The organism is Spirosoma daeguense (assembly GCF_054776875.1).
Genome location: NZ_BAAHBF010000003.1, coordinates 817460 through 831870, shown reverse-complemented (window position 1 = coordinate 831870; position 14411 = coordinate 817460). Strand labels below are relative to the sequence as shown.

The following is a 14411-nucleotide window of genomic DNA, read 5'->3' as shown; positions in this document are numbered from 1 at the left end:
CCGTAGCGGAACAAGCATGAAAAAAATTACGTATTCGTTCACCATTCTCTTCACGCTGGCAAGCCTGTTGGTATCGGCCCAAAACGCCGTTCCGACCGTGCCCGATCAGCTTTCCTTTGCCGATATTTCGGTTCGGCTCGACCCCGATGCCCGACGTATCATTCAGCAGGACGTAAACGCATTGCTTTCAAATCGTCAGTACTGGACTGCCAAACTCGACCGGATCGTACTTTACTTTCCGATGATCGAGTCGATTTTGATCGATGAAGACGTACCGACCGATTTTAAATATCTGGCCGTTCAGGAAAGTTCGCTTACGCCCGATGCGGTTTCGTCGTCGGCAGCCGTTGGTTACTGGCAGTTCAAAAAAGAAACTGCGCTGGGCCACGGGCTGCGCGTTGACGATGAAGTCGATGAACGCAAAAGCATTACCAGCTCAACCCGTGGGGCAGCTAAGTACCTAAAAAAGAGCAACTCACAATTTAATAACTGGATTGCTTCGTTGTATTCGTACTATCTCGGAGCGGGTGGTATTGCCAAACTGATTCCCCCCGACTGGTCGTATGCACGTGAAGTGGCTCTTGACGGACGTACTGACCGGTATATCCTCCGTTTTTTCGCGCATAAAGTAGCCATCGAAAATGCGCTCCAGTCCCATCAGACCAGCAATCGCTTTGCACTGATCGAGTACCCAAACGGTGGCGGTAAAACGATGAAAGCCATTGCTGAAGAGCTGGATGTCGATGAATTCGAGCTTCGAAAATACAACCGCTGGGTATTAGGCGAAACCCTTCCGATTGACAAAACATACATCATGGCCGTTCCTGTGGCCAGCAATCAGATCAATGATGTTCGGCAGAAAATCGTTAACGTTGGCGGGAAGAAAACGCCTGAATTTGTTCAGAACGACGTTGGCTTTCCGGTGCTACGTCGGGTAACAACAGGACTGAGCAGCAAAGACGATCCTGTTTTGTACGAAATCAACGGGCTACCCGGTATTCAGGCACAGGCTAGTGATAATGCGGCTTCTTTATCGCGGAAAGCTAAAATCAGCCTATCGAGCTTTCTACGTTATAACGACATGAGCGAACGCGACCCAGTTATTGTAAACGACGTTTATTATCTGGCCAAGAAGCGTAAGAAAGCACTCGTTCCTTTTCATACGGTTCGAGACGGCGAAACCGCACGTAGCATTTCACAACGATACGGCATCCGCCTGAAGAAACTGCTACGTTACAACCGACTAGACCGCGTTCAGAAATTGCTGACGGGCCGGGTTATGTGGCTGCGTGAACGTAGGCCAGCAAATAAGCCGGTAGAAGTCATCAATTCGCCAGCACCTCCAGTTTACGACCAGACGCCTACACCTTCGAATCGGCCTGTTGTTGCGTCAACAAATCCAGCGGCTGGCACAACACGTACCGTGAGTGGCAACGAAAATGTACCTCGTAACGCTTCCGAGCGGAAACTCTACCAGCCAAAGCTGGTGGGTGGCGGTGTTACGCCCAGCGATGGAACTTCTGAACCTGCGGCTGCTCCTCCTCGCACAGAACCGCAACGTCCGTCCATTCAGCCAACGAATACTACACCTGCACCAACTAACCGCCCGGTTCCAACAACTACCAGTAGTTCTACAGATTCGGATGGTTCGCAACGCGTAGTGATTGTTCGGACGCCCGATGCTACTCAACCAGTTAAGGAAGTACCCGTGGCTACCACGCCCGAACGTATTAAGCCTACCGATACGCCAGTGGCGTCTACCCCGAAACCAGCAAAGCCTGTCGTATCGGATGCCGACATGGGCCGCCCTGAAACAAGTAAATACGAAGGGCCGCGCGAGCAGCAAGCTGATGGTTCACTAACTGCCGTAACCAAAACGCCGAATCGGACTTCCGGGCCTGCCGTTGTGAAAAATGAGACTAAGTCTGTTACGCCCGAACGTAGTACGACAGAGCCCAAACCGGTAACGCCTACAGCGAGCCCCTCTACCGCGAAACCGACGGCTCCTGTTGCTACTGCCCCTGTTCGTCCGGCTACTACATCAACTGCCGGAAATAGCGCATCGGGTACGCACACTGTTGAGGCAGGGCAAACGTATTACAGCATCTCCCGGCTCTATGGCCTGACTGTCGATCAGCTATTGACCATGAACAATCTGACCAATAACGATGTGCTGGAAACCGGGCAACAATTGCTGGTAAAAGCAAGTCCCACGAAAACTCAGATATCGCAATCGGCCAGCAATGCTACGTCAGCCGGGAAACCATCAGTAACGTATCATACGGTTGCCAAAGGCGAAACCCTGTTTCGGATTACTCAGATTTATGGTGTAACGGCCGAGCAAATTCAGTCGTGGAATAACATGACCGATACGGGCGTTAAAGTGGGGCAGAAACTCAAGATCATGAAATAAGAGCATTGACTATTGTGTTACGCCTAAGTTTGCTACGTATCACCGTCAAGAGCCATCCTGAAAATCAGGGTGGCTTTTTTCATAGATAGCATCTGTGGGTCAAAATTGCTCACGGCTACGTATCTTTACTTTATGATTCTCATTGACAATACCTGCCTCAGCGACGACATTGCTGAAAAATTTTTCGTTTGTAATCTCGACAAGTGCAAAGGTGCCTGTTGTGTTGAAGGCGATATGGGTGCTCCGCTAGAGGGTGATGAACCCGCCATTCTCGACCGGATTTATAACGATGTTAAGCCATATCTATCGCCCGAAGGCATTAAAGTTCTTGAACAGCGGGGAGGTCATGAACCCGATGGTAGTGGTGGTTCGGTGACAACAACCGTGGGCGGGCGTGAGTGCGTCTATGCGATCTGGGACGAGCGAGGCATTTTAAAGTGCGGTATCGAAGAAGCATATAATGACGGGAAAATCGACTGGAAAAAACCCATTTCCTGCCATCTATACCCCATTCGGGTAACCAAATACGAATCCTTTCACGCGCTTAATTACGACCGTTGGCCCATTTGCAGCCCAGCTTGTGGCTTTGGAGAGCAGTTGAACGTACCGATTTACAAGTTTGTCCGTGAAGCACTGATACGGGCGTATGGCGAAGAATGGTACGGTCGATTATGTCAGGCCATCGACGAAAAGAACGAAGCGAAGTAATGGCCGAACAACGCGATTATTTTGAAGATGTGTACGACGTAGTACGGCAGATTCCGGCAGGGAGAGTCACTACGTATGGTACCATTGCGCGTTACCTCAGCCTTCGGGCGGGAGCCCGTATGGTTGGGTGGGCCATGAACGGCTGCCACAACCGCCCCGACGTACCGGCGCATCGGGTGGTAAATAGTGTGGGCGTATTGTCGGGCAAACATTTTTTTGGCGAGCCGAACGTCATGCAGCGATTACTCGAAAACGAGGGCGTTCGGATAGAGAACGATAAAGTTGTTGAGTTCAAACTTGTCTTCTGGGACCCGTCTGTAGAGTTAGCATTGTAAGAATTTCTTTTCCCGTTTCTGCTGAGCCTTTCAAAAATGAAGGGCTCTTTTTTTATATCCATTCGAGTCTGATTTTCTCAGTAGAGATTTCTTCAGTAATAACTACGAAATGTCGCAAGTATACAATATCAAGTATTCGCACACTACAAGCATAGTAAAAGATAATATTTTTTGAATAATAACACTGTTTGGTCATTTGAGTAGAGTTTTTGTCCGATTCGGTAGAGTCTGTTAGTTAGCAAAAACTGAGTTTTGTTCTGCCTTAGTTACAAGGTCTCCCTACTAAAACTTACAATACGTTCAACAACATGCCCCATGAAACGATCAATACGCGCTCCAACTAGCGTCTCTAGCTGATGTCTATCCGCTTCACACGTATCAATTCCTCAAGTCAACTTTTCGCCCCCCTCTTATTTATTCTCGACTCCTCAATTTTTTATTTATGAAGTCACATTTATCAATCTTTTCACATTCAGAACGGTACAGATGGCTGTTGTTAGCCATCTTGTTTCAGGTTAGCCTGTTTCAGGTTAGCGTAGCTCAAGAGTATGTCTGGGCTAAAGAGCTTGGAGGAGACAGAGGCAATGCCTTAGCAGTAGACGGCAGTGGTAATGTATATGCCATTGGCTATTTTACAGGTACTAAAGATTTTGACCCAGGGCCAGGCGTTGTCAATCTGACCTCTGCGGGAAGCAATGATATTTTTGTTAGCAAAGTGGACCCAGCGGGTAACTTGATCTGGGCAAAACAGTTTGGAAGTAGCTCCGATGATCGCGGGTTTTCGATAGCTGTAAGCGGATCAGGTGATGTTTATATAACAGGACGATTTATGGGTACGGTCGATTTCGACCCCAGCCCAGCGGTAGTGAATCTATCCTCTGCCGGAGGCCCAGATATTTTTATAGGTAAACTAGACGCATCAGGCAATTATATCTGGGCAAAACGCATAGGGGGCAGTTTTAACGACGTCAGTTATTCATTAGCACTCGACGGCTCCGGGAACGTTTACACAACAGGCATTTTTACAGAAACAGTGGATTTCGATCCTGGTTCATCTGTTGCCAATTTAACTTCTTTAGGGGGTTATGATGCGTTTGTGAGCAAACTAGATGCTTCAGGTAATTATGTCTGGGCTAAATTACTGGGCGGAAGTGGTGAAGATAGAGGCAATTCTGTGGCGGTTGATGGCTCAGGCAATGTATACACTACAGGTAGCTTTGATGGCACTACAGATTTTGATCCAGGGCCGAGTTCTTTTACGCTTAATTCTGGCTCATACCCCAATATTTTCATAAGCAAACTGGATGCGTCTGGCAATTTTGTCTGGGCGCAAGGACTGGGTAGCGACGATAATTGCGATGGCACATCGATACGAACTGATGGTTCAGGATCTGTTTATGTAACCGGATACTTTAACGATACGGTAGACTTTGATTTTGGTCCGGGTATTACGAACCTCACGTCGGCTGGGGCCGCAGATGTTTTCATCATCAAGCTGAATGGTTCCGGAAATCTGCTTTGGGCTAAACAGCTTGGAGGAACGAATGGAGATATAGCCTATTCTTTAACTTTAGATGCGTCTGGTAATATTTATACGACTGGTCGATTCGAAAATACAGCCGATTTTGATCCGGGAGCAGGAACCTTCCCTCTCACTACATTTGGCAGTCTTGATATCTTCGTAAGTAAACTAGATGGGTCTGGAAATTTTGTCTGGGCTAAACAGTTAGGAGGTGCCAATTCAGATGAAGGGTATGCAATCGCCGTTGCTTCTGATAATGTTTATACCACTGGCATTTTCTCAGGTCCTGCTGATTTCGATCCCGGAACAGGCGTAGTAAATTTAACAGGAAACGGTGGTTTTTTGAGCAAGCTAGGTCCTTGTAATATAACCGCTCCGTCTCTAGTTGCCAGTGCACCGGTCTCTAATCAACCCATTTCGATCACGGCGACTGGCTGTGCTGGAACAATAAACTGGACACCTACAGGTGGTACTGGGCAGGCCAACGGGAACATCTATACTTTTTCTCAACCTGGCTCCTATTCTCTTTCAGCAACCTGCTCACAGGGTAGCTGCACTAGCCCTGCTTCAAACGTTGTTGCTGTGCAAGTGCTGCCAGCCAGCTTTGCTATTACGTCGGTCAATATGATCCAGTGCCAGCAGGTTAATCCTAGCCGGGGCGAATACCGGGTGCGTTTCAACCCGCTTTATTCGGGTGCCAATGCCAATCCAATCAGCTTCTCAGTTGTGAATGAGATGGTAACTACTACCAATTCAGGTCCTTACACGCTAACGCTTTTCAACGATAACCCAAGTATTACGCTGGTTGCAACTCAGTCAGGCAATGGCATAACCAACTATAGCTATAACTGGCTGGCTTCGTGTCAGACGGGCACCAGCCCTAATCAGGCACCTACTACGTCGGGCATTCCGAATCAGAATCTGACGCAGAATCAGCCATATCAACTTAATCTGGCCAGCTACTTCTCCGATCCTGACGGACAACCACTTACATTCTCCGATCAGGGTTTACCCGCAGGGTTAAGCCGCACGGGCTCGCTTATCAGCGGTACGCCCAGCACAACTGGAGTTTCAACGATCAGCATCACAGCACTTGACCCCGGCGGACTTAGCATAAGTACCAGCTTCCAGCTTTCGGTTAGTGCAACTCCGGTTACACCACCATCGGGTTTCGCAATAAGCGGAGTTAGTGCAGTGTCATGTCAGTTGCTCAGCCCCCAACGATATCGGGTTACGTTCAATCCGCAGTACGTAGGTCGTGATGTGAATCAGCCCTTCAGTTTCTCGGTTGCCAACGAACTAACTCCTACCAGCAATCCGGGTCCTTATAGTCTGGATTTGTATACCGACAACCCCACCATTCGATTAATGGCTAGTCAGGGCGCATCGGTAAGTCAGTACACTTATTCCTGGTTGGGTGGGTGCCCAATTCCGGTACGTCAGGGTGTAAGCGAAGCTGGTACGGGTTTGCAAGTGCGTGTACTCGGAAACCCCGTTGTAGGCACTGGTGTAGAGGTTGAAGTTCTGGGAGCCGAAGCCCAACCGCTTATACTACGTTTAGTGAATCTACAGGGTCAGATTATAAACAGTAAAAATCTGGAACAGGCAACAAATCACGAACGTATTCGTCTGGAACTAGGTGCGAACCGTGGGCTTTTACTACTGCACGTGAACACACCTACTCAGCAGCAGCAACTCAAAATTATTAAGCATTAGTAAATCAGGCAATTACACAACGTAACAAGGCCCGGAAATAATGCACTTCCGGGCCTTGTTACGTAACATATCAATTAACGTAGCACTTTGGTAATTTCATTCAGTTTCTCCATTTTCTGAACAAAGTCACCTTTAAGTTGATTACGAATCGCAGTCAGATTATCGAGGGTTTCCTGTAAACTGTCGGGCAGAATATCTTCCAGCACTTCCCGAAAACGTTTGGCAAACGTTGGCGACTTTCCGTTGGTTGAAATGGCGATTTTCAGGTCACCTTTTTTCACGACAGAGCTCAGGTAGAAATCACATAAATCGGGTGTATCCGCTACGTTGACCAGAATCCGGTGGCGTTTACAGTCACTCTGAACTTGTTGATTAACGGTTTTAACGTTCGTTCCAACAATAACCAGATCTTTGTCCGACAGGTGAATTTCGTGATATGGCTCCTGAATAAGTTGCAGTTTGGGGTATTGCCGCGCCAGTTCCTGAATTTCGCTACGTATCTCAGGTGCCACCAACGTAACACGAGCCTCGGGCGAATTACCGAGCAAGGCCGTTAGCTTTTCAAGCCCAACGTAGCCGCCACCAACAATGAGTGTGTGCAGATTTTCGGCTTTCACGAAAATAGGAAATAAAGTATTCATAGGAGTAGATAGTCATCCGTTGTGGGCATTTGGCTCTGACACGTATTTGCTACGTTGTTTGAAACGACAATAGTCGCAAGCCATCGTTGTAAATCTAATTGACTTACGCTGACAAACTTACGACTATTGATTGTCGACAATCGACAATTTTTAAAATTTCACCCCAACGTTTACCGAAAGAATCCGCCGTTTGGTGTTATCGGTGTCTTTCACTACGTCAGCAAATCCGTGGTGATACACAAATCCAACCATCAACGGGCCCGCATCGAAGCCTAGATTGATCAGACCGTTGATGGTAGCAGCTTTAAAATCAGCCTGTTTCAAGTCAAATTTATTCGTATTTACACCCACAGCCGTTGCATATTCAGCACCAAACGCTAAGCGTACGGCCGACGTACCACGGTCTGACTGAGCCAGTTTAATACCAATATAAGCTGGCACATGAATGTATTGCTGATTGATGTTACCCACAATATCACTAACGCCGGTGGTGGTTCCATCGCCTGTTCGCGACAGTTCAGAACTTGACGTGAGGTATTCAGCCCCAATCTGGCCATAAACGCGACCTCCACCCCGTACAAAGAATCCTAATTGATACCCCAATCGGCCGCTTAGTTTCTCTCCTTCCAGATTTTCGCCCTCGAAACGGGTAGCATTGGCTCCGGCATAAATCCCAAATGCAAAGTTTTTGTAATTTTCCCGGCGCTCCTGACGTTCTTCTACTTCCTGATTACGTTGCCCGTCTTCAAATCCTTCGTCGTAAGCTTTACTTAGGTCTTCTTCGTCATACTTTCGAACCGACCGCCCACCTCGTTCTTCATAGCGGTTATTATAACGCGGTTCATCTTCATTCCGCTGGTTGTATTCCTGGCGTCGCTCAAGACGATCATCAAGCCGTCGTTCGTCGCGCCGTTCCTCCCGTCTGTCTTCCCTCCGGTCTCGCCGGTCGTAACGGTCGTCATACGAGTTTTGCTGTCCAAACACCGCACCTGTACTGCACAGGCCAGCCAGCAGCAATGCTGTTTTTGTTGAAGTTTTCATAACGTAGTACGTTGAGTTGATCAATAATTAGATTCATTTCTACAACCGTTCATACGTAGTGAATGTTTGGGAAATTCGCTACGTATGTGCGATTATCGTATATAAAAAAGCCGCTCAAAATTTGAGCGGCTCATGCGTTACGTTCGTGCAATAGCTTAGAACCGGAATCCCAGATTAAAAGCCAGCATATTACGTTTGGTATCGTTGTTATCGAATACGTTCTGTAAACCAACGTTATAAACAGCATCCAGCGTCAACGGCCCGAGGTTTATACCAACGCCACCTAAGCCGTTCAGCAGTGTCCGACGAACATCGTCACGGCCAATACCAAATTCGTTACTCGAATTAACAACCAGTGTCGACAATTCGGCACCAGCCTGAATCCGTAGGCCTAGTGCGCCACCGATCCGCAAACCCACATAGGCTGGGATAGCTACGAACTGCTGGTCAATCTGACCGCGAATTTGGCTAGGTGTCTGCGATGTCTGACCTGTGCCTGAACGTACCAGATTCGACGTAGAGGTGCGGTATTCTACACCCAACTGACCAAAAACAGTTCCAGCCGTACGGCCATAGATACCAGCCTGCCAACCTGCCCGATACGCGCCATCAGGAATCGGTTCGTTTCTAAAACGCGAGAAATTTACCCCGGCATAGATACCAAATTTACCTTGTTTTCCCCACGACCGATCGCTTTTTGGCGACGTAGTCTCAGTAGACGTAGCAGTGCCATCTGAGTTATAGGAGTTCGTAGTGGTTGTGGTAGTCGTCTGGTAGTTCTGAGCCGGAACGCTGTTCATATTGCTATTGCTCATGTTTGAACTACTGTTGTCGGTAGATTGCGTAGCGTTCGTGCTATCCGTCGTAACTGGCGACGTGCTGTAAGTGCTGTTTGTCGTGGTCGACGAATACGTGTTTGTGGTTGTCTGCGCCTGAGCGAGACCAAAGCTGCCAAGGCACAAAGCCAGCAGCGTTCCATAGGTTTTCATAACGTTTAAAAAAACTCGTTGAGTTGTATTAAAAAAAGGTGTAATCAAAATTACACCCTATTAACAGCGTATTGGGTTGCAATGTTTTGAACTATTCTCTTTTTAAGAAACGTATATGTTTTAGTGACAAACCAGGCCAACAAATTTTTTAACTACTGAGTTAATGTGTTTATGACCTACTCGCATCAAATCGATTGAAGAAATCTAGACTCAATCTGTCTGAACAAAAGTGCGATTGTTTTAATTTTGCTATCCCAATCTCTCTCGTCTATGAAAATCGTGTACCTGTCGGCCTGCTTGCTTCTGGCTGGAACAATTAGCATAGCCCAGTTAAAGAGTATACCTAACCCAGCCGCGCCCGGTTTCGATCAGGCAGGCTCAGACGCACGCGCTATACAGATTGCTGACGCGGTAATGACGGCAATGGGCGGACGGACAGCCTGGGACGAAACTCGACTAATTACCTGGACGTTTGACGGCGCACGCAAATTTGTCTGGAACAAATGGTCAGGAATGGTACGTATCGACAATTTGCATAACGACCAGACGGTAATCCTGAACATCAATAACGATATGGGGCGCGTTTACCGGAATGGCGAAGAGTTAACCCAACCCGATTCGGTAGCCAAGTACATAAAACAAAGTAAACGGCAATGGCTTCATGACTCCTATTGGCTCTTTATGCCATTCAAACTGAAAGATTCGGGTATTACGCTACGTTACCTTGGCGACGAACCTACCCAAACCGGAAAACCCGCCGACGTATTGCAGGTAGCCCCCAAAAATGGTAATACTATTCCCGGTGGTCGTTATAAAATATGGGTCGACAAGAAATCTCATTTAGTAACGCAATGGGCTCACTTTCCGAACAATACCGATAAAGAGCCACTCTTTACGTTACCCTGGGATGGGTATGAACATCATGGTCCTATTTTATTGGCTGGCGCACGAGGTGGGCGCGATCTAACTAATATTATGGTTTTTACCGGATTGCCCGGTGAAGTTTTCAGCGATTTTACCCGTACCGACTTAAGCCGGTACCCCGAAGCAAAATAAGTTTTCTCCGCAATTGCAATAGGTTGAAAACCAAACTAACCGGCGCAATTTGCTGTTCATTTTTACATGGAAGTTTCTGCTATACAGCCCCCTAGATCTACCAAAAAATCAGTTGGTAAAACAGGTGTTTTAATTGTTAATCTTGGTACGCCGGATAGTCCATCAGTGCCGGATGTCCGTAAATACCTGCGTGAATTTTTGATGGATGGACGAGTCATCGACATTCCACTGATTCCGCGTTCATTACTTATAAACGGCATTATTGTTCCATTTCGAGCGCCCAAATCTGCTAAAATTTATAAAGAACTCTGGACAGACACCGGCTCGCCCTTAAAATATTACGGGCATCGGGTTGTTGATGAACTGCAGAAACTTCTCGGCGATGACTATGTGGTTAAACTGGCCATGCGTTACCAGAGCCCTAGTCTCGAAGCCGGATTAGCCGAATTTCAGAAGCAGGGACTTACCGATATAATTATTCTTCCACTTTTCCCACAGTATGCGTCGGCTTCTACGGGTTCTGTGTATCAGAAAGTGATGGAAATTGTGAAGCCTTGGGAGGTGATTCCGTCGATTCGGTTTGTGAATCGGTTTCTGGAGCACCCGCTGTTTATTGAAGGCTTTGCCCAAACTGCCCGAAAATATATGGCAGCCCACGATTATGATTTCTTTCTGTTCAGCTACCACGGTTTACCCGAAAGTCAGATTCGTAAAGGCGACATCACCAAAACGACCTGCCGGTTTGGTGATTGCTGTGGAACGTATCATTCTATGAATCAGCATTGTTATCGGGCTCAATGTTTCGAAACTACCCGATTACTGGTCGAAGCGCTACGTATCCCTGAAGGCAAATACATTACATCATTTCAATCCCGGCTCGGCAGCGACCCGTGGATTAAGCCATACACCGACGAAGTTATCAAAGAGTTACCGGGTAAGGGAATTAAAAGTGTACTGGCCTTTTCGCCCGCCTTCGTCGCCGACTGTCTGGAAACAACTATTGAAGTGGGTGTTGAATATAAAGAGCTTTTCGAGCAAGCTGGTGGTGCACACTGGCAACTGGTTGAAAGTCTGAACGATAGCCCGATCTGGATCGACGCGCTAGTCGATCTGATAAAATCGGCATAAGCAAATTTTAGGAGAAAAAACAAGCCCGCTTCTCATAGAGAAAGCGGGCTTTTCATTACGGCAGATACAGAACCACGTGCTATAAGTTATTAATTATCACAACATTCTTATACTTGATATACAGTACATAGTTTATAGTAATATGGTCTTCCTTATAGCTAGTAGTTGTCTCTGCATTACGTATATATAACAATTGCAATAACGTATTGTTATACAAAAGCTGTATTTTTTTGTTAGTTATTAACGGGAAGCGATCTGTTTTGCTCTTGGAGTAAATTTCTCAACTTTATGATCAACAGGCTTCAGCGTGCGTAAATAATCATAAATAGCACCTAAATCCCGCTCGCTCATATCGGCCAGCATTGCCCAGGGCATCAACGTATTAAACTCCCCTTCGGCAACGATTGGCATGGCGTTGGCTTTCCCAGCATAGGCTTTGAAACGGGCAATAAATGCTTCGCGCGTCCATTTGCCAATACCTGATTCATGTGCAGTAATATTCATTGAACGTATTACGCCGTTTGGCATAGCAAACTCACGTCCACCGGCCATTTCCATACCTGGCAACGGTTGTCCCTTATCATCAACAGGCGTATGACAATCTCCGCAAGATGAGAACGTAGTAATGTATTTCCCATATGCAATTCGATCTGTCGTATCCGGGCGGTTGCCTCCGGTGGCCTTTTGAGGTATTGTATTGACGATAAAATTCATCGGAAAATCAGACTCTGGGGCAGGAATTTCATTGGAAATTGGCTTCAGAGTACGCAGATAAGCAATAATGTCTTTAATATCACTAGGATCCATTTTTGCGTAGTTAGCATACGGCATCACCGGAAACAGCGCATGACCATCGCGGCTAACTCCTGTTGTAATCGCCCGGAATATTTCTCCGTCGGTCCAGCTACCCAGATTCATTGGTGTCAGATTACGGGCGTAATATTGCCCCGGAAAACCCATTTCGCGCGTAAAGGCTTCCCCCCCTTTCCCTTCTGTTCCGGGAATAATTGGCCCCGATAATTTGCTAAAATCGCGGCTAGAATGACAGTCGATACACACAGCTACGTGATTGGCCAGATAACGACCATGTTCTATCTGCGCTGCGGTAGCCTGAATTTTCATATCTGGTGCAGGACCAACATCTGGCAAGGCTAATTTTACATACGATAGTGCAATACCAACAAGCAAGAGGAGAGCGCCAACGACACCAAAGATGATCTTTGTAGTTTTCTTTTTCACGAATACAGTTAAGATTAGTAGAGGAATTCACAAAGATTATTTTAATTTTTATTGGCGTTCACAGAAAATGTTTAAACGGTTCTTTTTTTAAAAAGAACCTAAAAGCCCCGTCTTTCTCGCTGATTAACAGAAGAAAGACGGGGCTTTACTAAGAAATTATTCAGAATGGAAACGAGCTTTACACCAGGTATACTACGTTTATAATAACGTAATCAATCCTTTGATAACCGACGCCAGACGAATTGCATCGAAAATACGGGCTTCACTAGCACCGTGTTTCAAAACGCTTTCTTCGTGTGAACGAACGCAAAGTTCGCAACCGTTTACTGCCGAAACAGCCAGACTCATCAGTTCAAAAAACTCCTTCCCCAGCACAGGATTCATCATAATGCTCATTCGAATACCAGGCTGCGTTTGCTGATAGTAGTCTTTGCTGACGAAATGACGGAAACGATAGAACACGTTATTGGTGCTCAGCAACGATGTACAGGCGATAGTTTCAGCCACCTCAGCATCGCTGGCACCTTCCTGCCGGGCCAAGCCAGACAATGAGTCGATCAGTGGCTGATATTTTTCATTCACAGCTACTGACAATGCCAGCAACAGCGTTTCTCTTTTATTCAGATTCTGGCTGCTGTTCAGTACGTTACCAACATTAATTTTTAAATCGCGCAGGTAACGATGTTCGCTTTGAGCCAGTGTATCGAGCGCAGGATGTTCGCCCTCTACGTTGAGTCCAACCAGCCCCAACAGCGATACAACCGTTTCGTTTTGTGTAGATGTCATCTTTTTTAAGAGTAAAAGAGCGAATGAGTGCAAGAGTGGATGATCTGGCATTGCCTTTTCGCTCATTCACCCTTTCGCTCTTTCGCCATTAAATTAGGCCGTCAGTGTAGCTTCACCTTTTACCCAGTTACATGGGCAAAGTTCGTCGGTTTGCAGCGCGTCGAGTACGCGGATAACTTCATTCACGTTACGTCCAACTGATAGATCGTTTACGTTTACCCAACGAACAATACCTTGGGGATCAACAATATATGTAACACGATACGCTACTTTCTCGTTAGCCTCGAGGATACCCAGTTCTTCGGCCAATGATTTCGACGTATCGGCTAACATTGGGAATTTCAGACCACGCAAATCGTCGTGGTTTTTGCGCCATGCCAGGTGAACGAATTCGCTATCGGTAGAAGCACCGATTACCATTGTGTCGCGATCTTGAAAATCTTCAAATTTTTTATTGAATTCAGCGATTTCGGTTGGACACACAAACGTGAAGTCTTTAGGCCACCAGAACATCACCAGCCACTGACCAGCGTCTTTATGATCTTCCGACGAGATTTCATAGAACTCGTTGTCCTTATCAAGTGAAACAACGGCTAATTTCTTGAAATCAGGAAATTGTGAACCAACGGAAATAATTTGATTTTTCATAGAATTTATTGAGGTCGTATATGAGCAATAATCTTATTCAAATGCAAAATAAGGTATCAAAAGGCAGATAAAATATGACTTTTACCAATGAGCTTATAGATAAAAACTATTAGTTTCCAAGTATTATAATGAATATCAGGGCAGTACGTTGTTGGGAAAGGAAATTATTGACACCATATTCTCAAAAGA

General features: G+C 46.5%; 12 protein-coding genes. 6 read left to right on the top strand and 6 right to left on the bottom strand.

Going from position 1 to position 14411, the window contains the following annotated elements; all coding sequences use genetic code 11:
* The first annotated feature begins 16 nt into the window (after positions 1-16).
* The 4 genes from ACYVD4_RS12390 to ACYVD4_RS12375 all read left to right on the top strand — a co-directional run bounded on the left by ACYVD4_RS12390 (position 17) and on the right by ACYVD4_RS12375 (position 6694).
* Complete coding sequence (locus ACYVD4_RS12390; RefSeq protein WP_460945956.1) at positions 17-2413, top strand: lytic transglycosylase domain-containing protein; 2397 nt, start codon at positions 17-19, stop codon at positions 2411-2413.
* A 132-nt stretch (positions 2414-2545) separates the two neighbouring features.
* The gene (locus tag ACYVD4_RS12385; protein ID WP_460945954.1) at positions 2546-3121 is read left to right on the top strand and encodes a DUF3109 family protein; all 576 of its coding nucleotides are present in this window, start codon (positions 2546-2548) and stop codon (positions 3119-3121) included.
* Positions 3121-3456, top strand: a complete 336-nt coding sequence (locus ACYVD4_RS12380; RefSeq protein ID WP_460945952.1) for an MGMT family protein — start codon at positions 3121-3123, stop codon at positions 3454-3456. The genes ACYVD4_RS12385 and ACYVD4_RS12380 overlap by 1 nt, the downstream gene beginning before the upstream one ends.
* A 442-nt stretch (positions 3457-3898) precedes the next feature.
* Positions 3899-6694 (top strand): SBBP repeat-containing protein, encoded by a 2796-nt coding sequence (locus tag ACYVD4_RS12375; RefSeq protein ID WP_460945950.1) that lies wholly within the window; start codon positions 3899-3901, stop codon positions 6692-6694.
* Positions 6695-6768: 74 nt separating this feature from the next.
* On the opposite strand, the gene ACYVD4_RS12370 is transcribed toward ACYVD4_RS12375, so the two are convergent.
* The 3 genes from ACYVD4_RS12370 to ACYVD4_RS12360 form a co-directional block, all read right to left on the bottom strand.
* Positions 6769-7335: a precorrin-2 dehydrogenase/sirohydrochlorin ferrochelatase family protein gene (locus ACYVD4_RS12370; RefSeq protein ID WP_460945948.1), complete on the bottom strand. Its 567-nt coding sequence runs from the start codon at positions 7333-7335 to the stop codon at positions 6769-6771.
* 150 nt (positions 7336-7485) lie between these two features.
* Positions 7486-8376: a hypothetical protein gene (locus ACYVD4_RS12365; protein ID WP_460945946.1), complete on the bottom strand. Its 891-nt coding sequence runs from the start codon at positions 8374-8376 to the stop codon at positions 7486-7488.
* 155 nt (positions 8377-8531) lie between these two features.
* Positions 8532-9365: an outer membrane beta-barrel protein gene (locus tag ACYVD4_RS12360; protein WP_460945944.1), complete on the bottom strand. Its 834-nt coding sequence runs from the start codon at positions 9363-9365 to the stop codon at positions 8532-8534.
* Positions 9366-9635: 270 nt separating this feature from the next.
* On the opposite strand from ACYVD4_RS12360, the gene ACYVD4_RS12355 reads away from it, so the two are divergent.
* Both ACYVD4_RS12355 and hemH read left to right on the top strand, forming a co-directional pair.
* The gene (locus ACYVD4_RS12355; RefSeq protein ID WP_460945942.1) at positions 9636-10421 is read left to right on the top strand and encodes a hypothetical protein; all 786 of its coding nucleotides are present in this window, start codon (positions 9636-9638) and stop codon (positions 10419-10421) included.
* A gap of 66 nt (positions 10422-10487) precedes the next feature.
* Positions 10488-11549 (top strand): ferrochelatase, encoded by a 1062-nt coding sequence (gene hemH, locus ACYVD4_RS12350; protein ID WP_460945940.1) that lies wholly within the window; start codon positions 10488-10490, stop codon positions 11547-11549.
* A gap of 240 nt (positions 11550-11789) precedes the next feature.
* On the opposite strand, the gene ACYVD4_RS12345 is transcribed toward hemH, so the two are convergent.
* The 3 genes from ACYVD4_RS12345 to ACYVD4_RS12335 all read right to left on the bottom strand — a co-directional run bounded on the left by ACYVD4_RS12345 (position 11790) and on the right by ACYVD4_RS12335 (position 14222).
* Complete coding sequence (locus ACYVD4_RS12345) at positions 11790-12788, bottom strand: c-type cytochrome (RefSeq protein ID WP_460945938.1); 999 nt, start codon at positions 12786-12788, stop codon at positions 11790-11792.
* A 198-nt stretch (positions 12789-12986) separates the two neighbouring features.
* Positions 12987-13574 carry a carboxymuconolactone decarboxylase family protein gene (locus ACYVD4_RS12340; RefSeq protein WP_460945936.1) on the bottom strand — a complete coding sequence of 196 codons (588 nt, stop codon included), beginning with the start codon at positions 13572-13574 and terminating at the stop codon, positions 12987-12989.
* A gap of 93 nt (positions 13575-13667) precedes the next feature.
* Entirely contained in the window at positions 13668-14222 is a 555-nt protein-coding gene (locus ACYVD4_RS12335) for a peroxiredoxin (RefSeq protein ID WP_460945934.1), read from the bottom strand.
* Between the last annotated feature and the right edge of the window lie 189 nt (positions 14223-14411).